Raw genomic sequence first — 19,830 nt, 5'->3', positions numbered from 1 at the left:
TTGCGTTGTTCCAGAGCGAGGGGATTGTGAAGCAAAAATTTTGGGGTGCGAGATTGGGGCTGGCAAGTTTGGTGGCGATCGCCGTCGCCTGTTCTCCCCGTTCGCCCGCGAGCCACCACTTGCCGAAACGCCTCTGGGGCAACCCCACCTGTGCCGTGCCCGCAGCCGAACGCGATCGCAAACAAGATTTGCTGCAGGCAAGCCTGACCGATACAGCGGCGGCGGCAGACTATGCGGCGGCGATCGCCTCTCACGCGCGTGCTTTAGCAGACTGTCGCGATCGCACTTGGCCCTCCACCCAAGCTGTCTGGCTGCGTCTATATCCCCACGACGTTCGAGCGGGGGTTTTAGAGGACGTGCTCGATCGCATTGTCAATCGCGGCTACAACCAGGTCTATATCGAAATTTTCTACGAAGGCCGCATCCTGCTTCCCGTGGCCGATAATCCCACTCCTTGGCGCTCAATTTTGGCCGAGGCGGAGGCGGAGGGCGAGGTGGATGCGAACTACGATTTGTGGGCCGAGGCGATTCAAAAAGGGCGCGATCGCGGTTTGGAAGTCTACGGCTGGATGTTCGCCCTCAATTTTGGCTGGAGCTACGCAAACCTGCCCGATCGCCAAGCGGCGCTAGCCCGCAATGGCTGGGGGGAAACCAGCATTGCCAACGCCCGCTGGAACCCCGACGACGTGTCTGACGGACGGGATTTTTATCTCGACCCCAGCGAATTAGAACACTTGTTTATCGATCCCTACAACGAGACCGCTCGAGCTGATTATCTTATCGCTGTGGAGGCTCTGCTCGATCGCGATCCCGACGGCATGCTCTTCGATTACATCCGCTACCCCACCACCTTCGGTCGAGATACCCTCGTCACCCGCCCCCAACAATTGTGGATTTACAGTCCTGCCTCCCGCCAGGTGTTGCGAGAGCGGCTGTCTGGCGATCGCGAACGGGCCCTCATGGATGTTTATCTGGAGCGGGGGGAACTGAGCACTGAGGATATTCGCCGGAGTGCAGCCCAATTCCCCGACAGCCCGTTGCCATTCGAAGCAGACCTCGATCTCGAAAGGCTCGATGCCGTTGCCCTAGATCGATATCGACAGCATTTCTGGACGATCGCCACCACACATGCCTATGCAGGCGTGCTGGACTTTGCCGAGTTTGCCACTGCCCCCGTGCGCGATCGCGACATTCCCGCCGCCACCGTGTTCTTTCCCAGTGGCAATCGAGCGGAAGCAGGCGGCTTTGATGCCCGCATGCAACCTTGGGATCGCTTTGCCAGCGAGCTGGAACGGCATCCCATGTCCTACGCCATCTGCGAGGATGGCAGTTGTGTAGCCGATCAGGTGCGAACTGTCTTGCAACAGTCACCCACAGCCCCCGTCTGCCCTATTTTGGCGGGAACTTGGGGGCAACCATTTGGCGAACACCTCAGTCTGGAAGCGCAGATGCAGTTGCTCCAAACGAGCCTACCGGAGCTCAGTTGCATCAGTCACTTTGTCTATGCTTGGATGGAGCCCGCTTCCGATCGCGATCGCAAAGCCGGCGTGGGTACGGGGGACGATCCGCTATAGTTCGACTATTCATCCAATAGGAAGCCATCAGCGTGAATGTATTAGTGACTGGAGCTGCCGGATTTATCGGCTTTCACTTGGCCGAGCGGCTACTCGCCGATGGAGTAAAGGTCACGGGGATCGATAATCTGAACGATTACTACGATGTCTCCCTCAAGCAGGCGCGGCTGGATATCCTCGCTCGGCAGGAAGCCTTCGAATTCCAAAAATTGGACCTGAGCGATCGCCAAGGCATCGCCAAGCTGTTTGACGAGGGAGCCTTCGATTGCGTCGTTAACTTGGCCGCTCAAGCTGGAGTGCGTTACTCCCTCCAAAACCCTGCGGCCTATATTGACAGTAACCTGGTCGGCTTTGCCAACATTCTGGAAGGCTGTCGTCACAGCAATGTCGGCCACCTCGTTTTTGCCTCCTCCAGCTCGGTGTACGGCGGCAATACCAAAATCCCGTTTGCCACCACCGATGCGGTCGATCGCCCCGTCTCTCTCTATGCCGCCAGCAAAAAAGCCAATGAGTTAATGGCTCACAGCTACAGCCATCTCTACGGCATTCCCGTGACGGGCTTGCGCTTCTTTACGGTTTACGGTCCTTGGGGGCGACCCGATATGGCCTATTTCAAATTTGTGCGGGCGATCGAGGCGGGAGAGGCGATCGATGTTTACAACTACGGCAAGATGAAGCGGGATTTTACCTATATCGACGATGTGGTGGAAGGGATTGTGCGGGTGATGCAGCGACTTCCTGCTGAGGCTGTGCCGGTAGAGGGGGGATTGCCGACGAAGGCACGTTACAAGATTTACAATCTGGGCAATCACCGTCCGGTGGAGTTGGGGGAGTTTATTGCCATGCTCGAAAAGCTCTTGGGCAAAACAGCGCGACAGAATCTGATGGACGTGCAGCCGGGGGATGTATTGGCCACTTATGCCGATGTTGGCGATCTGATGAATGACGTTGGGTTTAGTCCCGCCACTCCGCTAGAAGAGGGGCTGAGCAAATTTGTGGATTGGTACCGCACGGTTTATGGGCGACGCACGGTTTATGGTCGATCGCGAGGGCAATAGCAGAACTGAGGGGTGTGGTCTACTAGCGTGCAGCAGATAGCAGTGCGAGCGCTTCCAAAATGTCGGGGACTGCCCTCAGCACCGAGCCAAAAATGATAACGCTGGCTGCAGCTACAATTACGTTTCGAGAGATGGCGTTATTGTCGCGGGCAAGCTGGAAAAAGCGTTCATCCCATCGCTTCGTTTCAGCTTCTATCCGCTCGCTATTTTCTCGCACGGCGCGATCGAGGGCTTCGACGCGCTCGTCCAGTTTTTCGACGCGCTCGTTGGTATCGCGGACGGTAACCACCAACTCTTGCAGCGTACTTTCAATTCGTTCGAGGGTCTGCTCTGACATCACTATCCTCCCAGCCGCATCATACCGGGTTTGTCGTGGGGATGCGCGATCGCGAGCTGACCCTCTCAGCCCGAAAAAATCATCACTCGCTCCGAACCATACAACTTGCACTCAGGACCCGCAAATTACCTTCCGAAGCAACTTCACAAACTTCAGAGAGTTTGGCAAGCGCAGGTCTGCTCCCTTCACTTAATTGAGTTGCCACATCCACAACAACATCGCTGAACGAGCTATGAGTCAACCATCTCTGACTGAGCAAATAGCCAGCACTAAAAGCCTCGCGATCGACCAGAAAAAAGTCGATACCATACTTCGAGATGATGGATTTCACTTCCGAGATGTCTGGGCTGTATTGCGCTCTAACGGTATCGATCGCCCGTTGCTGAAATGGCTGGTAGTAGTTGGGATGGTAAGCAAATGCAAACTCTTGCGATGCTAAGACAGAGCGGTGGGAAAATGCTGGAATATTATCTGCTGCATCGTCAATTGAGGCGACGATGATATCCTTGGGCTGACTGGCGAGAAATGTATAAATCTGGGGATATTCTCCCATCCTCCAAAGATGCGATTTTAAAAAGACAGATGGCAAAGCTGGGACAATGAGAGATGCGATCGCAAACATTCCTATCAAGCCTACAGAAATCCCCTCTTTAATCTTTAGTTTGTGCTGGCCTTGCAGACGCTTGCGGAGCCAGTCATAGCCTCTATGGAGTAAGATGAAGACAACAATACCTGCTGACATTGCCATAATAAATCGTAGCGTATGGTAGGTATAGCGACTGGGAAAATACAATCTAAAGAATAGGACATGTGCTAGTAGAAATACTCCAATAGATCCGAGGACGAGCTGGGGTAAAATGACAATGCGATCGGTAACCGACTTGGCGAGTATTAGCTTCGATCTCAGCACAAATGGCAAGCCCAAACCAAACCAGATGATGGGTGGGAATAATGGAAAGCGGATACCGCTAGACCCAGCAAACAAAAAATTTAATGGCGAGACACCAAAGTATTGACTCCTGCCCTTCAAGCCAAATTCAGATATCACTTGCATCTGAGCAACGGCAATCCTATCGCCAACCTGAGATGTGTTGAAGACAAATGGAATAATCACAATAGATGCAACACACAATCCAAACAGCCAAAGTCTGTAATCTAATGACTTTTGGCTGAGGCGAATCCACCCATCTCGCCAACCAAACAGCCGGATCGTTAGAACTGCGATTTCAACCAAAACTAGCTGAGGAAAAAACAAGCCTAAAAGAGCGATCGCGATTAGGCAGGGGATAAGCGATCGCTTGAGGAGATAAAACAGAAAAGCAGCAAAAAACGGATAGATAAAAGCTCTTGGAGTTGCCGAAATCAGATCGTCTTTCAGCCAAATATTCTGATTCAAAATGAGTGTAGCGAGAAATGCACCTGCAGGATACGGGAGCAAATATAGATAAGACTTAAAGAAATAAAACGAAGTGATTGACCCCAGTATGACAGGCAGAGCTTTGGCAAGAGAAATAGGCTCGACTCCTAGCTTTGCCATTAAATAATAAGTAGCCTTATAGCCAATCGGAGCTAGAGTCTTAAAATAGTTAGCGATTAGATCGTTGGGGAATAGCTGAGGATCGACAAATGTTTGCAGCCAGACAACATGTTGTCGCATATCGTCTTGAATGAGATAAGGAAGGGCGATCGCATGGCGAAATGAAATCAAGCCAAAATATATTGGAATCAGCAAACTAAAAAAAAGCCAAACTGATAAAGCTGGTTGCTTAGCGGATAATAACTGTTCGATTTTTGTCGCCATTGGCAATCTGAATGGATGAAGTATTCCAATTCACACTATCGAGATCGGGCTTAACGCATGGTGACAAATTCTTCTGCAGAGGTGGGATGAATGCCGACAGTAGCATCGAAGTCAGCTTTGTTAGCTCCCATCTTGACGGCGATCGCCACCCCTTGAATAATTTCTGCTGCACTATCCCCCACCATGTGGGCCCCCAACACCCGATCGGTTTCTTTGTGAACGACCAGCTTCATCAACGTCTGTTCGTCCTTGCCCGCCAAAGTGTAGTACATCGGACGGAAGCGGCTGCGATAGATTTGGATAGATTCTTCGCCGTATTGCGCGATCGCCGCTTGCTCGGTTAAACCCACTGTCCCGGCTTCGGGGGTGGTAAAGATGGCTGTGGGAATATTGTCGTAACTGGTTTGTCGAGACTTACCGCCGAAGTGGGTGTCGGCAAAGGCGCGCCCCTCATCGATCGCCACTGGCGTGAGATTGACGCGATCGGTACAGTCGCCTACCGCAAAAATGTGGGGTTCTCGAGTTTGGCTGAATTCGTTAACGGCGATCGCCCCCTCGACTACTTCCACTGCCGTATTGTCTAAACCCAATCCCTCTAGATTGGGCTTGCGTCCGGTGGCAGCCAAGCTTACCGCATCGGCGATCGCCACCTGCTCAATTTCTCCCCGCTCAGTTTTCCCTGTAACGGTAACCCGGACGCCGCCATCTAGTTTTGCGATCGCAATCTCTTGGCTGCAGTTGAGAATGCGGATGCCGTGCGCCTGCATGGCTGTTTGGATTTCGGCGCGCAGATCTTCGTCAAATCCCCGCAGGACTTTGTCAGCTCGAATCACTTGAGTGACTTCGGTGCCCAACCCGTTCAGGATGCAGGCGAACTCGCAGCCAATGTAGCCGCCCCCCAAAATCACCATGTGCTTGGGTCGATCGGGCAAGTGAAACATATCGTCTGAAAGCAGGGCGTGCTCGATGCCGGGGATATCGCTGGGTCGGATGGGGATGCCGCCGACTGCGATCAGAATTTTCGCGGCAGTCACTTGGCGATCGCCCACCGCCACCGTATGGGGGTCGATAAACTGGGCTCGTCCCCTCAGAATTTCAACTTTAGAGTTATCCAACATGCGTTGGTAGATGCTGTTGAGGCGCTCGACCTCGGCATTGACATCGGCAACCATGCGCGTCCAATGGAGGCTGGTTAGCGGTGCAGTCCAACCATAGCCTGCAGATTCTTCAAAGTAATGGGGGAAGCGGGAGGCATAGACTAATAGCTTTTTGGGAACGCAGCCGCGATTGACGCAAGTGCCCCCCAAGCGATCGAATTCGGCAATGCCAACGGTGGCTCCGTATTCGGCTGCTCGCCGCGCAGAGGCGATACCGCCGGAACCAGCACCCAAAACAAATAAATCGAATTCGTAGCTCATCGCTCAACCCTAGCTTTCACCCTCGATCGTAGTTCACCGCAGGGCGATCGACCGCTCGACTTCAAACCGCACCGGACGCTCGACGAGCATCGGCTAAAATTCTGTTGCGCAAGCGCAGTTCAATCGAGGCAAACTGCAGGCAAACTGAAAGCAAATAAATTAGCTGTTTGTGGATCGAGTCCGAATCTCCCCTTCGCAATCCTCCCGCCAGCAACGCCCCCTGCTCCATTTCATTCATCATTATTAGTGAACCCTTCAGGATGACTGCTACCCCTTCTCCCCAATCCCGTTCGACCGCCCTCGGCGATGTTTGGTACCAGAATGTCCGGCAATATGCCGATCGCCTCGCCCTCTGGGCTCCACACCTAGAGCCACCAGTCAAACTCACCTATCGCCAGATGTGCGAGCAGATTTGCTGTTTTGCCAGTGGATTGCAGGCCGTAGGGGTTAAAGTTGGCGATCGCGTCGCTCTGATTGCTGACAATTCCCCCCGCTGGCTGATTGCCGATCGAGGCAGCCTCATGGCGGGCACCGTCAATGTCCCCCGCAGTTCTTCAGCCCCAGAGACCGAGCTGGACTACATTTTGGAGCACAGCGGCAGCTCGGTGGCCATTCTTGAAGATCGGGCCACGCTAGAGCGCCTGCACCCCAGTTTAAAGCGCCTCGGCATTCGCACCACCATCCTGCTCTCAGACCAAACCCACCCCAGCTGCCTCTCCTATCCCGACCTAATGGCGCGAGGGGCAAGCCGCGAGTTCGATCCCCCTGCGCTGGAGCGATCGCAGCTAGCCACTATCATCTACACCTCCGGCACCACCGGGCGACCGAAAGGGGTGATGCTGTCCCACGGCAATTTCATGCATCAAGTGGAGGCGATCGGTTTAGCCGTCCAGCCCCAACCCGGCGAACGATTTTTGAGCATCCTGCCCACCTGGCATTCCTACGAGCGATCGGGAGAATATTTTCTCCTGTCGCGGGGGTGCGAGTTGGTCTACACCACCCGCCGCTCCATCAAACAAGATTTAAAAACCTATGCCCCCCACTACATGGTTGCCGTTCCCCGCATTTGGGAAACGGTATACGAAGGGGTGCAGCGGCAATTTCGAGAGAAATCTCCCCTGCTGCAGAAGGTAATTTTCTTCTGCTTGGGGGCCAGCGAGCGCTGGGTGAGACTGGGGCGAGCCTTGCACAACCGTTCCCTCGATCGCGATCCCCTCACTCCTCTACAAGCTCTCGCCGCTCGGCTGCAAAGGGCCTTATTGACTCCCATCCATGCCCTGGGGAATCTCCTCGTCTACCAAAAGGTGCGACAAGCTGTCGGTCCTAACTTCCGTTTTGCCATCAGCGGCGGCGGCGCTCTGGCGGACCACCTAGAAACCTTTTACGAAATCGTCGGCATCGATATTCTGGTGGGCTACGGTCTCACCGAAACCTCCCCCGTCCTCACCGTTCGCCCGCTAGAACACAACGTTCGCGGTACCTCCGGGCTGCCCCTCAAAGAGACCGAAGTGCAAATTTGCGATCCCGACACTCTAGTTCCCCTGCCCCGTGCCAGCACCCTCTCTGCTGCCAAACAACGTAAAGGCATCGTTCGCGCTCGCGGTCCCCAGATTATGTTGGGCTACTATCGCAATCCAGAAGCCACCGCCAAAGTGTTGGATGCTGAGGGCTGGTTCAATACTGGCGATCTGGGCTGGCTCGCCCCTGACGGACAAATTGTCTTAACTGGGCGGGCTAAAGACACGATCGTGCTGACTAGCGGCGAAAACATCGAACCCCAACCGTTAGAAAATGCCTGCGCTCGAAGTCCGTGGGTGGATCAAATTGTCGTGGTGGGGCAAGACCAAAAGCGACTGGCAGCCCTCGTCTATCCCAACCTCTTGCAGGTAGCTCAAAGCTTCGGCACGGCGATCGCCCCCCAACTGCGCCAGCTCACCCAAAGCGACGATCCCGCCCACTGGCTGGAGCGGCCGGAGGCGATCGAATTACTGACATCGCAACCCGCCGTGCGAGCAGCCGTACTCTCTGACCTGCAGCAGCGCCTCAAACAGCGGCCGGGCTACCGTCCTGACGAGCAACTGGGGGATTTTCGCTTCGTCCCCGAACCCTTCTCGATTGAAAACGGCCTCATGACCCAAACCTATAAAATTCGGCGCAATCGAGTCGTCGAACGCTACGCTCGCGAAATCTCCGAACTCTACGGGTAGTAGGCGAGCGATACTCCATGAGGAAACAGGGGGTAGTAGGGTAGTCTGATAAAGGCTTCTCGCTCAAGCATTGATTTATAGTCTCGGACACTTTTTCTGAACTTATGGACGACATTACTGCAACCCCCTCTCTGCTACTCAAACGCGCTGTCATCGTCAAATCCATTGTGACGGAAGCGTTTAAAGTAAAGACTCAAGAGCAAGTACAGCAGCAAGTACAAGCCCTCGACAACCAAATGCAGCAACTGGAGTTTCAAGGCAAGCGCGCGATCGCCGAAATTGAGAAGAAAACCATTCAGCCTGCCGGACCGGAAGCGACTCAGCAAATCGAGTCGATTAAGTCTCAGGTCAACACCCAAAAGGCAAAGATTCTCAATCAAAAGAACGCTTTGCTGCAGCAGCTCAACCAAATTTCCGGGATGGAACTCAATCAGGAAGTCACGTTACAAACCAATCTAGAAAGCTACTGTCGCGTCAGCCCCGGCGACAACCTAGGGGAGAAACTGCGGGTTGAAGTGGTTCTAGAAGACGAAGTCATTAAGGAAATCCGGGGCAACCTGGGCTAGTCCTGCCCGATGGACCTACAGCAATCTCTAGTGTGGCGGAATGGAATCACGCAGCGCTAGTTAGCATGGGGCTAGTGCTCGTGCTGGGTGTAGCCTGTAGATAAAATCCAGTTGCACATTCGTTGTTGCGTTAATGTCTGCTCTATGGGTCCTGCCCCTTTCACGTTGGAACAAGCTGATAGTCCGCCTCGAATTCTGCCGCAACGGCGTCGCGTCAAAGCCAGTCTGGTGATGGTCTTTGTCTGGCTGACCGTGGTTGTCCTGCACGTTGTTCCCGTCACCCGCTGGGCGGTGACGGGGCTGGCTGCGGGGATGGTCATGTATGCCGGTCGCCTGGTCTGCGTCTCGCCCTTCTCTCCTCCCCCCGTGCTGGGAGCGGAGGTGGCCTGCGGTGAAGGGATAAATTTCGATGGAAATCCCGGCTCCCCCTTGACCGTGGCGTTAGGGAATTCCGACTCGCAACCTTTCCCTCGCGTCTCGATCCTAATTCCTGCCAAGAATGAAGGGAGCGTGATTCCGGCGCTGATGGAGAGCCTCAGCAACCTAGACTATCCTGCCGATCGCCTTGAAATTTGGGCCATTGACGATGCCAGCACGGATGATACTGCCGCTCAGCTCGCGCTGTGGCAAGAGCACCTGCCCCAGTTACACGTCCACCAACGATCGCCTGGAGCCACGGGCGGCAAGTCTGCGGCCCTCAACGAGGTATTGCCCCGCACCTTTGGCGACATTATTGGGGTATTCGATGCAGATGCATTGGTGCCCGAAGATTTACTGCGGCGATCGCTGGCGATTTTTCAGCAGAAGCCCTCGGTGGTAGCCCTGCAGTTGCGCAAGGCGATCGCCAATAGCGATCGCAATTTTTGGACCCGCAATCAAATGGCCGAGATGGCCCTCGACAGCTACTTCCAGCAGCAGCGACGGGCGATTGGAGGCATTGGCGAATTGCGCGGTAACGGCCAGCTCGTCAGTCGCGCTGCCCTCGAACGGGCAGGCGGCTGGAACGAAGATACCATCACCGACGACTTAGACCTGACCATACGCTTTCATCTCGCGGGAGGCGATGTAGCCTTTTTGGCAGACCCTGCGGTGCAAGAGGAAGGGGTGACCCGTTGGAAGAACCTATGGCCGCAACGGAACCGTTGGGCGGAGGGGGGCTACCAGCGCTATCTCGATTACTGGCCCGGAATTTTCAATAACGATCTCGGGACGGCCAAAACCCTCGATCTGGCCCTCTTTTTCACGATTCAATATTTATTGCCGATGGCTGCGATTCCCGATCTGGCGATGGCGATTGTCCACCGTCACAATGTGGTGCTGTGGCCCCTGAGTTCGGTGGCGATATCCATGAGTACGATCGCCATGTTTCAGGGTTTGCGGCGATCGCATCGCCTGCGCGGTTGGAAATTAATCCGCACAACCGCAGTGGGGACGATCTACATGCTCCACTGGGTGCCAGTGATGGTGCTGACAACGGCTCGCATGTGCGTGCGAGCCAAGCGTCTCAGATGGGTAAAGACCCTGCACGTCGGCAGCCTCTAGTGATGCATCTGCCCCCTTGCCGCCTTCAAACCCTGCGCACAGAACACCGCTGGCAACTGGACGATCCGACGGCTCGACCCCTAGTCATTTTGCCGGCTCGGGGGGCGGTGATGCGTCGATCGTGGGTCTCTATACGCATAGATGGGCAGATGGTTTAACCTCGCGGCTTGCCCTCGCAATATTCACTCACCTGTTGAATCAGCTTGGCCACCAGGCCCGTCCAACCAGTTTGGTGACTGGCCCCCACACCTGCGCCGTTATCGCCGTGGAAATATTCGTGGAAGAGGATGTAATGTTGCCAGTGGGGATCGGTTTGGAATTTTTCGAGACCGCCGTAAACGGGACGCTTGCCAGTCTCGTCCTGTAGGAAAATCCGGTTGAGCCGCTTGGAAATTTCCGTAGCCACCTCCCATAAATTGGCCTGTCTGCCAGACCCCGTCGGACATTCCACTGTGAACTCATCCCCAAAGTAATAGTGGAATTTCTGCAAGGACTCGATCAGCAGGTAGTTGACAGGCATCCACACCGGACCGCGCCAGTTGGAATTGCCTCCAAATAAGCCAGTACTGGATTCGGCGGGCTCGTAATCGACGCGGTATTCGGTGTCGTTGACGTAGAAACTGTAGGGATTGTCAAGGTGGCAGCGGGAGAGGGCGCGGATGCCATAGGGGCCAAAGAACTCCGCTTCATCCAAGAGCTTTTCTAGAATGTGGCGCAGCCGATCTTGCCAGACCATTGCCAGTAGACGGGTAGATCCCCGACAGGACCCTTCGAGCGTACAGACAACATTGCGTCGCAATTCCGGGCGATTTTCCTCAAACCAGTTGAGACGCTCTGTAAATCCAGGCACGCTGGCGAGCAGATCTGGATCGAGGGTGGTAATGGCGAAAAGTGGGGTGAGCCCCACCATCGATCGCACCCGCAGCTTGACGCGATCGCCGTTGGGCATATTCAGCACGTCGTAGTAGAATTGGTCGTCTGGGTCCCACAGTGCCTTGCCGTCGCCACCAATGTGGTTCATGGCATCGGCGATGTAAATAAAGTGCTCGAAGAATTTAGTGGCCATATCTTCGTAGACAGGATTGTCCTGGGCCAGTTCTAGGGCAATGGTCAGCATGTTGAGGCAGTACATCCCCATCCAACTGGTGCCGTCCGCCTGCTCGATATGGCCGCCAGTGGGGAGTTCTGAGCTGCGATCGAACACGCCAATGTTGTCCAGCCCCAAAAAGCCCCCTTCAAACACATTGTTACCTTCTAAGTCTTTGCGGTTGACCCACCAGGTGAAGTTGAGCAGCAGCTTTTGAAAGACCCGTTCGAGAAATTGGCGATCGCCCTTAAAGTCTGGGTCAATCTGCCGCCGCATCTTCCGTTCAATTTGATAAACCCGCATCGTCGCCCAAGCATGCACGGGAGGATTGACATCTCCAAAGGCCCATTCGTAAGCGGGCAGTTGTCCGTTGGGGTGCATGTACCATTCGCGGGTCATTAAATCCAGTTGATGCTTGGCAAATTCGGCATCGATGACAGCGATGGGTAGAGCGTGAAAGGCTAAGTCCCAAGCGGCAAACCAGGGATATTCCCACTTATCGGGCATCGAGAGAATTTCTTGGGCTTCTAGGTGAACCCAGTGGCGATTGCGGCCCTGTTTGTGGCTGTCCGGCGGAGAGGGAGTATCGGGATCGCCCTTCAGCCAGTCCTGCACCGAATAGAGATAATACTGTTTCGTCCACATCATGCCCGCGAAGGCTTGCCGCTGCACGTTGCGAGCGTCGTCACTCATGGGATAGGGGGCAATGTCGCGATAAAACTCGTCTGCCTCTTGCACTCGCGCTTGCCAGAGGCGATCGAACTCGGGGCCGAAGGGCTCCGGCAAATCCGGGCGATCGCACAGCCGCAACTCTATAACCTCAGTGGCTCCAGCGGGAATCGAGAGGCTGTAATTGGCGGCAAATTTGCTGCCTCGGCGATCGGGGTTGACAGCGGATTTTTCCCCTCGAACGAGATAGCGATGGAAGGCGTCTTTCACGTAGGGAGAGGCATTGGGGGCATTGAAGAGCCGCTCGTTGTGGGTTTCGTTTTCCGTAAAGAGGAGATCGGCAGTCCCTTTGCAATAGAGCCAGCGTTGCCCCACCTCGGGATGGTTCGCTTCGATAGCGCTGAAATTGTCCTGCGATCGCAACAGCTTCAGGGAGGGCTTGGGCTCGTCTTTATCCCACGACCAAGTGTTGCGGAACCAGAAGGTGGGTAACAGGTTTAAGGGGTGAGCCTCTGGACCGCGATTGGCCGCAGTAATCCGAATCAGAATGTCGTCTGCATCGGCTTTGACATACTCCACAAACACGTCGAAATAGCGATCGCCTTCAAACACGCCCGTATCCAGCAACTCGTATTCAAAGCCCCCTCGGTCGGGCTGACTCAGTCGCCGTGCATTTTCCTGCTCTAGCTCGCTGTAGGGGAATTTTGCCTGGGGGTATTTGTACAGCCCTTTCATGTAGGAATGGGTGGGAGTGCTGTCCAAATAGAAAAAATATTCTTTGACGTCCTCCCCGTGGTTGCCTTGGTTGCCCGTGAGACCAAACATGCGCTCTTTGAGAATGTCGTCGTTGCCGTTCCAGAGGGCGAGGGCAAAACAGGTCAGTTGGCGATCGTCGCAAATGCCCAAAATGCCGTCTTCTCCCCACCGGTAGGCCCGCGATCGCGCTTGGTCGTGGCCGAAATAATCCCAGGCGCTGCCCCCTTCGCTGTAGTCTTCGCGTACAGTGCCCCACTGTCGCTCGCTCAGGTACGGTCCCCAGCGCTTCCAAGCGGTGGTGCCTTGACGGGTTTCTTCGAGACGTTGAGTTTCAGCGTTCATATTCATTAGCCTCCCGTTGCAAATCCGGGATAGAGGGTCATGCCCCCATCCACAAACAGAACTTCCCCGTGAACGTAATCGGAGTCGTCCGAAGCCAGCCACACCGCCGCTTTGCCAATATCTTCCGGCACCCCAATGCGATTGTAGGGAATTAAGCTGAGTAGGTCATTGAACGCCTCCGGGGTCTCCCATGCCGAACGGTTAATGGGGGTCTTAATCGCCCCCGGTGCAATGCTGTTCACCCGAATTTTATGGGGGGCCAACTCCTGTGCCATACTCTGCATCAACAGCCGTACGCCCCCCTTCGACGCCGCATAGTTGCAGTGCCCCCCCCAAGGTATGACCTCGTGGACGGAGCTAATGCAGATAATCTTGCCAGCCGCACAGGAACACTCCGACACCACCCCCCGCTTGATAAATTCCTTGGCGGCTTCGCGGGAGCACAAAAACTGACCGGTGAGATTGACGTTAATCACCCAGTTCCAGTCATCCAGCGTCATGTCCACAAACTTGGCATCCCGCTGCAGTCCGGCATTGTTGACGAGGATGTCCACGGTCCCAAACGCTGCGTAGGTCTGGGCAAATAGATTCAAGACCTGGTCTTCTTGGCTGACATCGCACTGAACGGCGATCGCCTTTCCCCCCGCCGCTTCAATCTCGCCCACCACTTCCTCTGCCCCTTTCGAGCTGCGGACATAGTTCACCACGACTTTGGCCCCTGCTGCTGCCATGCATTGGGCGATCGCGGCCCCAATTCCAGAGCTCGATCCGGTGATGATGGCCACTTGTCCCTGCAATTGCTCGGGCATGGTCTTCCCCCAAATACTGAGTAGATTGGCAACTCGGTTGAATTCAAGATATCAACCACTCGCCTTTTAGGCTCGTACACAATTTTGCAGGCGATCGCAGTGGGAAAGTCTCAAGCCAGCGATCGGTTTCCAGCCCGAGTGGAGAGATTGGCCTGGCTTAACATATCTCGCGATCGCTGTGGTGGTGGGACAGGGGAGTGTTTAGCGGCTACTATGCAACGGATGCGGCTCTACCCGCTGGGAGGCTGGCAGTTAGGTAGGAATTGTTGCTGATGTCGAATGCCGAGCAGAAGTTTTTGGATGGGCTGGATAAGAGGCTGTGGACAGCGGCAGATCGGCTGAGGTCGAATTTGGATGCGGCTCAGTACAAGCACGCGGTGTTGGGGTTGATTTTCTTGAAGTATGTGTCGGATGCATTCACACAGCGGCAGCGGGAAATTGAGGCGCAGTTGCGCGATCGCGACAACGATTACTTTCTCGATCCGGCGGATTATGGGGATGACGAGTATGAGGCGATTGTTCGGGAGGAACTGGAGGAGCGGGATTACTACCTAGAGAAGAATGTGTTTTGGGTGCCTGCGCTGGCCCGATGGTCGATGTTGAGGGAGAATGCCAAGCTTGCGCCAGGGACCGAGATCGAGGTGAAGAATGGCAAGAAATATGTTTACGAGTTCAAGTCGATTGGCAGGCTGATTGATGATGCTCTGGGAGAGGTGGAGCGGGATAATCCTCGGCTGAAGGGGGTTTTGAATAAGACGTATACGCAGCTTCAGTTGCCGACGGAAAGTTTGACTGGGTCGATCGACCTGATATCGGAGATTCCGTTCGAGCACGCGAGTTTGAAGGCGAAGGATATTCTCGGGCATGTTTACGAGTATTTTTTGGGGCAGTTTGCGCTGGCGGAGGGGAAGAAGGGGGGGCAGTATTTTACGCCGAAGTCGATTGTGTCTTTGATTGTGGAGGCGATCGAGCCGTATCGGGGGCGGGTTTACGATCCGGCAATGGGGTCGGGGGGGGGTCTTCGTGCAGAGCGAGCGGTTTATTGAGAGGCATGGGGGGCGGATTGGCAATATTTCGGTGTACGGGCAGGAGTCGAATCCGACGACTTGGCGGTTGGCGGCGATGAATATGGCGATTCGGGGGATTGATTTTAATTTTGGTCAGGAGCCTGCGAATAGTTTTACGAACGACCAGCATCCGGATTTGCGGGCGGATTTTGTGATGGCGAATCCGCCTTTTAATATGAAGGAATGGTGGAGTGGGAAGTTAGAGGACGATCCGCGCTGGAGGTATGGGACGCCGCCAGAGAGGAATGCGAATTTTGCTTGGTTGCAGCATATGCTGTATCACTTGGCTCCGAATGGGTCGTTGGCGTTGTTGTTGGCGAATGGGTCGATGAGTTCGAATACTCGGGGGGAGGGGGATATTCGGAGAGCGCTGTTAGTGAATGATTTGGTGGAGTGTATGGTGGCGCTGCCGGGGCAGTTGTTTACGAATACGCAGATTCCGGCTTGTATTTGGTTTTTGACGAAGAATAAGAAGGCGAGAGCGCACGGAGAAAGTAAGCTTAGGGATCGGTCTGGAGACGTATTGTTTATCGATGCTCGCAATTGTGGATATATGAAGGACCGGGTGTTGCGGGACTTTACGGATGAGGATATTGAGAAGATAGCGGGGACGTTTCATAAGTGGAAGCGGGGGATGGATATGAGGACGAGGCAGGATTTTGTAAGTCTGCAACGTTGGATGAGATTGATGAGAGCGATTTTGTGTTGACACCAGGGAGGTATGTTGGGGCTGCTGTTGAAGAAGATGACGGAGAGCCCTTTGCAGAAAAAATGAAATATCTCACTCAAACACTCAGTGTTCAACTAGAAAAAAGTAAAGAGCTAGAAGTAGAAATCAAGAAGAATTTAGAAGGTTTAGGCTATGTCATCTGAGTGGCTGGAAACAACGCTCGGTGAAGTGGTCGAGCTCAAAAGAGGGTATGACCTTCCACGAAGGAATCGGAAGGATGGAACAATACCAATCGTTTCATCTTCAGGTATTTCAGATACTCATAATGAGGCTAAAGTTTCAGGCCCAGGAGTTGTAACTGGCCGATATGGAACGCTAGGACAAGTTTATTGGATAGAAGGTGATTATTGGCCGCTCAATACAACTCTATATGTTAAAGACTTCAAAGGGAACGATCCTCGATATATAAGCTATCTATTAGAAACCATCGACTATCTTAGCTATTCAGACAAAGCGGCTGTTCCTGGTGTCAATCGTAATCACCTTCACTTGGCAAAGGTGAAAATTCCACGATATGAAGAACAGAAACTAATTGCTCATATTTTAAATACTCTAGACGAAAAGATCGAACTCAATCGCCAGATGAATCAGACGCTAGAGGCGATCGCCCAAGCAATCTTCAAGTCGTGGTTTGTGGATTTTGAGCCGGTGAAGGCTAAGCAGAAGGCTCGGGAGGCTGGGGGGTCGGCAGAAGACATCGAACGGGCCGGGATGGCAGCGATTTGTGGGAAGGCAACTACTAAGTTAGATTTCTTGGCAAACGAGATACAAGAAAGCCTTAACTCAGCCACAAAACTATTTCCTGATGAGCTTACAAGCTCTGAATTTGGAATTATCCCTTTAGGATGGAATTCTGGATGCTTAATAGACTTTGCAAAACTGACGATGGGACAGTCACCAAAGTCAGAATTCTATAACACTGAAGGTCAAGGTCTGCCCTTTCATCAAGGTGTCAAAAATTTTGGTTCTCGCTTTCCCACGCATAATGTCTTCTGTACTGTAGAAAATCGGATTGCAGAGAGAGGAGACATCTTATTTTCAGTAAGAGCCCCAGTTGGTCGTATTAATGTTGCAGATCGAAAAATGGTTATTGGTCGAGGGCTAGCGGCCATAAGGCATAAAGATAATAAGCAATCATTCCTGAATTATTTCCTCAAGCATAGTTTTCAAGAGGAAGATATAATCGGATCTGGAACAATATATAACTCAGTAACGAAGAAAGAGATGCAAACGCTTTCTGTTCTGTCTCCTTCTTCATTAGTATTGGAATATTTTGAAAAAATTGCAGTGCCAATTGATATTCTGATTGCCAAAAATGATAATCAGATTCGTATACTTTCAGAGCTAATTTATACCCTACTACCTAAGTTACTCTCTGGAGAGATAAACTTTTCAGGTGCAGGAAAGCAACTCCAAAAGGTCGTGCAATAATGCCCGAAATTAGTCGTTTCCTCGGCATCATCATCACGATGTACTACAACGACCATCCCCCCAGTCACTTCCACGTCCGTTACAACCAGCAAAAAGCACTCATTAACATAGAAACCCTATCTATACTAGAGGGGAAACTATCACCCAGAGTTCTCGGCTTAGTCATCGAATGGGCCACAATCCACCAAGCCGAACTCAAACAAAACTGGCAACTAGCCCGACAAAACACCCCCCTCGAAAACATCGACCCCCTGGACTAGCCCATGCTAAAAGACATCATCAAAGTCACCCCAAAAACCGGCTACCAACTTCACCTCACCTTCGAAGACGGACTCGAAGGCACCATCGACATCAGCCAATCGATCCAATTCACCGGCATCTTCGCCCCCCTCCAAGACATCACCTACTTTCAAACCGTCCAAGTCCACCCCGAATGGGGCACCATCTACTGGAACAACGGCGCAGACCTAGACCCCGACGTCCTCTATGCCACCATCTCAGGCCAACTCACCCCCACAACCAACGCCGCCCCATAACCTTCCCAAAAAAGTCCACTTTACATAGATAATCTTTGTATATTTCTTTCTTAGGCGAAAAGCACCCTCAGTCTACCGAAATTCCAGAAAGCCCTTCTTACTAAGCATCTCCTTCTTTAGACGCAAATTCCCCTTTGCGCAAAAAAGCCCTCTTGTTGCTCACATTTTACGTTTCACGACCCACAAAATCATTTGTAGATATTCCATGAGCCACAAACTCGCCATCTCATGATTACCGAAGACCAACTCGAACAACTCTGCCTCCAGTGGTTCCAAGACACCGGCTGGATCTACATCCCTGGCCCCGACCTAGCCCCCGAAGGCCCCACCCCCGAGCGCAAAGACTACCGCGACGTTATCCTCACCGATCGCCTCCAAACCGCCCTCACCCAAATCAACTCAGCCCTTCCCCCAGCAGCGATCGCCGAAGCCCTCCACATCGCCACCACCCCCGAACACCCCACCCTCATCCAAAACAACCACGCTTTCCACCGCCTCCTCAAAAATGGCATCCCCGTTGAGTACACCAACCAAGAAGGCGAAACCATCGGCGATCGCGCCCTACTCATCGACTTCCACACCCCCTCAAACAACGACTACCTCGTCGTCAATCAATTCACCGTCACCGGCACCAAAATCCCTCGTCGCCCCGACATCGTCGTATTCGTCAACGGTCTACCTCTCGTAGTTGTCGAACTCAAAAACCCCGCTAAAGAAGACACCGACATCTGGGAAGCTTACCGCCAACTGCAAACCTACAAAGACGAAATCTCCGACCTGTTCGTCTACAACCAAGCCCTCGCCATCAGCGACGGCATCACCGCCCGCATCGGCTCCCTCACCGCCACCGAAGAATGGTTCCTACCCTGGCGGGCTGTCGATAACGAAGACGATCGCCCACTCCTCGAATTCCAACTTGAAACTCTAGTCAAAGGCTTCTTCCAACCCAACCTCTTTCTCGACTACATCCGCAACTTCATCCTGTTCGAGCGAGACGGCGACACCCTCGTCAAAAAAATCGCCGGATACCACCAATTCCACGGCGTCCGCGAAGCCATCCGCGTCACCCTCATCGCCTCCGCCCCCACCGAACCATCCGGTCTACTCAAAGAAACCCGCGCCACCTACGGACGGGAAGTCAAACCCGGCTCCCACAAAGCCGGAGTCTTCTGGCACACCCAAGGAGCAGGCAAAAGCATCTCCATGTGCTGCTACGCCGGAAAACTCCTGCAACAGCCCGCCATGAAAAACCCCACCCCGATCGTCGTCACCGATCGCAACGACCTCGACGGCCAACTCTACCAACAATTCTGCAAAGCCACCGACCTGTTCAAAGACACCCCCGAACAAGCAGACAGCCGCGAACAACTGCGCGAAAAACTCTCCACCCGAGCCTCCGGCGGCATCATCTTCACCACCGTCCAGAAATTCTCACTCCTAGACACGGAGCCACCGTCCCCATTTACTACGAAAGCCGTCTCGCCAAACTCGACCTCAACAACACAGACATCGAAGCACTCAACCAAGAAGTCGAAGATATCGTCGAAGACGAAGAAGACCTCGCCACCCGCGAAAACACCAAGAGCCAATGGGCACAACTAGCCAAACTCGTCGGAGCCGAACCCCGCCTCAAAGCCATAGCCGCAGACCTCGTCCACCACTTCGAAACCCGCACCGAGATCCTGCAAGGCAAAGCCATGATTGTCGGCATGAGCCGCGACATCTGCGTCAATCTCTTCGACGAACCGATCGCCTTACGTCCAGATTGGGCCGGAACCAAACTCGTCAAAGACGGCCAAGAAATCGGCTACAACTCCGAAGACGGAGCCATCCGAATCGTCATGACCGGCAGCGCCCTCCGATCGCCCCCATATCCAAGACCACATCTACTCCAAAGCCC

At 53.7% G+C, this 19,830-nt stretch carries 18 protein-coding genes; 12 read left to right on the top strand and 6 right to left on the bottom strand.

Translation table 11 applies throughout. From position 1 onward, the window contains the following. Window positions 1-26: 26 nt before the first annotated feature. A complete protein-coding gene (locus SYN7336_RS08375; protein WP_156820080.1) occupies window positions 27-1,574 on the top strand; it encodes a hypothetical protein in 1,548 nt (515 codons plus the stop codon). Window positions 1,575-1,600: 26 nt separating this feature from the next. After that, window positions 1,601-2,632: an NAD-dependent epimerase gene (locus tag SYN7336_RS08370; protein ID WP_227498664.1), complete on the top strand. Its 1,032-nt coding sequence runs from the start codon at window positions 1,601-1,603 to the stop codon at window positions 2,630-2,632. A gap of 22 nt (window positions 2,633-2,654) precedes the next feature. Here the strand turns inward: SYN7336_RS08370 and SYN7336_RS25055 are convergent, their stop codons facing one another. The 3 genes from SYN7336_RS25055 to gorA form a co-directional block, all read right to left on the bottom strand. Next, window positions 2,655-2,969, bottom strand: a complete 315-nt coding sequence (locus SYN7336_RS25055) for a hypothetical protein (protein ID WP_017325482.1) — start codon at window positions 2,967-2,969, stop codon at window positions 2,655-2,657. Window positions 2,970-3,051: 82 nt separating this feature from the next. Continuing rightward, window positions 3,052-4,770: a hypothetical protein gene (locus tag SYN7336_RS08360; RefSeq protein WP_017325481.1), complete on the bottom strand. Its 1,719-nt coding sequence runs from the start codon at window positions 4,768-4,770 to the stop codon at window positions 3,052-3,054. Window positions 4,771-4,820: 50 nt separating this feature from the next. After that, complete coding sequence (gorA, locus tag SYN7336_RS08355; RefSeq protein WP_017325480.1) at window positions 4,821-6,188, bottom strand: glutathione-disulfide reductase; 1,368 nt, start codon at window positions 6,186-6,188, stop codon at window positions 4,821-4,823. 260 nt (window positions 6,189-6,448) lie between these two features. Between gorA and SYN7336_RS08345 the strand changes: the two genes are divergently transcribed. From SYN7336_RS08345 to SYN7336_RS08335, 3 genes are all read left to right on the top strand, one after another. After that, on the top strand, window positions 6,449-8,395 hold the full coding sequence (locus tag SYN7336_RS08345) for a long-chain fatty acid--CoA ligase (protein ID WP_017325478.1): 1,947 nt from the start codon (window positions 6,449-6,451) through the stop codon (window positions 8,393-8,395). A gap of 104 nt (window positions 8,396-8,499) precedes the next feature. Beyond that, window positions 8,500-8,961: a YlqD family protein gene (locus SYN7336_RS08340; protein ID WP_017325477.1), complete on the top strand. Its 462-nt coding sequence runs from the start codon at window positions 8,500-8,502 to the stop codon at window positions 8,959-8,961. A gap of 144 nt (window positions 8,962-9,105) precedes the next feature. Continuing rightward, window positions 9,106-10,503, top strand: a complete 1,398-nt coding sequence (locus SYN7336_RS08335) for a glycosyltransferase family 2 protein (RefSeq protein WP_017325476.1) — start codon at window positions 9,106-9,108, stop codon at window positions 10,501-10,503. A gap of 154 nt (window positions 10,504-10,657) precedes the next feature. Here the strand turns inward: SYN7336_RS08335 and SYN7336_RS08330 are convergent, their stop codons facing one another. Further along, the gene (locus SYN7336_RS08330; protein WP_017325475.1) at window positions 10,658-13,363 is read right to left on the bottom strand and encodes a hypothetical protein; all 2,706 of its coding nucleotides are present in this window, start codon (window positions 13,361-13,363) and stop codon (window positions 10,658-10,660) included. Next, on the bottom strand, window positions 13,363-14,166 hold the full coding sequence (locus SYN7336_RS08325; RefSeq protein ID WP_017325474.1) for an SDR family oxidoreductase: 804 nt from the start codon (window positions 14,164-14,166) through the stop codon (window positions 13,363-13,365). Before SYN7336_RS08325 ends, SYN7336_RS08330 begins: the two co-directional genes overlap by 1 nt. Window positions 14,167-14,438: 272 nt before the next feature. On the opposite strand from SYN7336_RS08325, the gene SYN7336_RS32655 reads away from it, so the two are divergent. From SYN7336_RS32655 to SYN7336_RS32005, 7 genes are all read left to right on the top strand, one after another. Then, window positions 14,439-15,212: a class I SAM-dependent DNA methyltransferase gene (locus SYN7336_RS32655; protein WP_255346711.1), complete on the top strand. Its 774-nt coding sequence runs from the start codon at window positions 14,439-14,441 to the stop codon at window positions 15,210-15,212. Beyond that, on the top strand, window positions 15,190-15,942 hold the full coding sequence (locus SYN7336_RS32650; protein WP_255346710.1) for an N-6 DNA methylase: 753 nt from the start codon (window positions 15,190-15,192) through the stop codon (window positions 15,940-15,942). Before SYN7336_RS32655 ends, SYN7336_RS32650 begins: the two co-directional genes overlap by 23 nt. Then, window positions 15,909-16,106, top strand: a complete 198-nt coding sequence (locus tag SYN7336_RS32645) for a type I restriction endonuclease subunit M (protein ID WP_255346709.1) — start codon at window positions 15,909-15,911, stop codon at window positions 16,104-16,106. Before SYN7336_RS32650 ends, SYN7336_RS32645 begins: the two co-directional genes overlap by 34 nt. Beyond that, on the top strand, window positions 16,096-17,394 hold the full coding sequence (locus tag SYN7336_RS25045) for a restriction endonuclease subunit S (protein ID WP_051039783.1): 1,299 nt from the start codon (window positions 16,096-16,098) through the stop codon (window positions 17,392-17,394). The genes SYN7336_RS32645 and SYN7336_RS25045 overlap by 11 nt, the downstream gene beginning before the upstream one ends. Continuing rightward, the gene (locus SYN7336_RS08305) at window positions 17,394-17,654 is read left to right on the top strand and encodes a DUF4160 domain-containing protein (RefSeq protein ID WP_017325470.1); all 261 of its coding nucleotides are present in this window, start codon (window positions 17,394-17,396) and stop codon (window positions 17,652-17,654) included. The genes SYN7336_RS25045 and SYN7336_RS08305 overlap by 1 nt, the downstream gene beginning before the upstream one ends. 3 nt (window positions 17,655-17,657) lie before the next feature. Continuing rightward, window positions 17,658-17,930: a DUF2442 domain-containing protein gene (locus SYN7336_RS08300; protein ID WP_017325469.1), complete on the top strand. Its 273-nt coding sequence runs from the start codon at window positions 17,658-17,660 to the stop codon at window positions 17,928-17,930. Between the two features lie 228 nt (window positions 17,931-18,158). Further along, on the top strand, window positions 18,159-19,532 hold the full coding sequence (locus SYN7336_RS32005; RefSeq protein ID WP_051039782.1) for a type I restriction endonuclease subunit R: 1,374 nt from the start codon (window positions 18,159-18,161) through the stop codon (window positions 19,530-19,532). 152 nt (window positions 19,533-19,684) lie between these two features. Here SYN7336_RS32005 and SYN7336_RS32640 read toward each other — a convergent pair whose 3' ends face one another. Next, a complete protein-coding gene (locus SYN7336_RS32640) occupies window positions 19,685-19,816 on the bottom strand; it encodes a hypothetical protein (RefSeq protein ID WP_255346708.1) in 132 nt (43 codons plus the stop codon). Window positions 19,817-19,830 lie beyond the last annotated feature (14 nt).

This window comes from Synechococcus sp. PCC 7336 (assembly GCF_000332275.1).
GTDB lineage: Bacteria > Cyanobacteriota > Cyanobacteriia > Thermostichales > PCC-7336 > PCC-7336.
Note: the sequence above shows the minus strand (reverse complement) of the source record. Positions and strands in the feature narration are given on the sequence as shown.

What these genes read in the sequence shown, in the direction of transcription:
- SYN7336_RS08360 (WP_017325481.1), bottom strand. Translation starts at nt 4,770, where the DNA reads ATGGCGACAAAAATCGAACAGTTATTATCCGCTAAGCAACCAGCTTTA.
- SYN7336_RS08305 (WP_017325470.1), top strand. Translation starts at nt 17,394, where the DNA reads ATGCCCGAAATTAGTCGTTTCCTCGGCATCATCATCACGATGTACTAC.
- SYN7336_RS25055 (WP_017325482.1), bottom strand. Translation starts at nt 2,969, where the DNA reads ATGTCAGAGCAGACCCTCGAACGAATTGAAAGTACGCTGCAAGAGTTG.
- SYN7336_RS08340 (WP_017325477.1), top strand. Translation starts at nt 8,500, where the DNA reads ATGGACGACATTACTGCAACCCCCTCTCTGCTACTCAAACGCGCTGTC.
- SYN7336_RS08325 (WP_017325474.1), bottom strand. Translation starts at nt 14,166, where the DNA reads ATGCCCGAGCAATTGCAGGGACAAGTGGCCATCATCACCGGATCGAGC.
- SYN7336_RS08300 (WP_017325469.1), top strand. Translation starts at nt 17,658, where the DNA reads ATGCTAAAAGACATCATCAAAGTCACCCCAAAAACCGGCTACCAACTT.
- SYN7336_RS08335 (WP_017325476.1), top strand. Translation starts at nt 9,106, where the DNA reads ATGGGTCCTGCCCCTTTCACGTTGGAACAAGCTGATAGTCCGCCTCGA.
- SYN7336_RS08345 (WP_017325478.1), top strand. Translation starts at nt 6,449, where the DNA reads ATGACTGCTACCCCTTCTCCCCAATCCCGTTCGACCGCCCTCGGCGAT.
- SYN7336_RS32640 (WP_255346708.1), bottom strand. Translation starts at nt 19,816, where the DNA reads ATGTGGTCTTGGATATGGGGGCGATCGGAGGGCGCTGCCGGTCATGAC.
- SYN7336_RS08330 (WP_017325475.1), bottom strand. Translation starts at nt 13,363, where the DNA reads ATGAATATGAACGCTGAAACTCAACGTCTCGAAGAAACCCGTCAAGGC.
- SYN7336_RS32655 (WP_255346711.1), top strand. Translation starts at nt 14,439, where the DNA reads ATGTCGAATGCCGAGCAGAAGTTTTTGGATGGGCTGGATAAGAGGCTG.
- gorA (WP_017325480.1), bottom strand. Translation starts at nt 6,188, where the DNA reads ATGAGCTACGAATTCGATTTATTTGTTTTGGGTGCTGGTTCCGGCGGT.
- SYN7336_RS32005 (WP_051039782.1), top strand. Translation starts at nt 18,159, where the DNA reads ATGATTACCGAAGACCAACTCGAACAACTCTGCCTCCAGTGGTTCCAA.
- SYN7336_RS25045 (WP_051039783.1), top strand. Translation starts at nt 16,096, where the DNA reads ATGTCATCTGAGTGGCTGGAAACAACGCTCGGTGAAGTGGTCGAGCTC.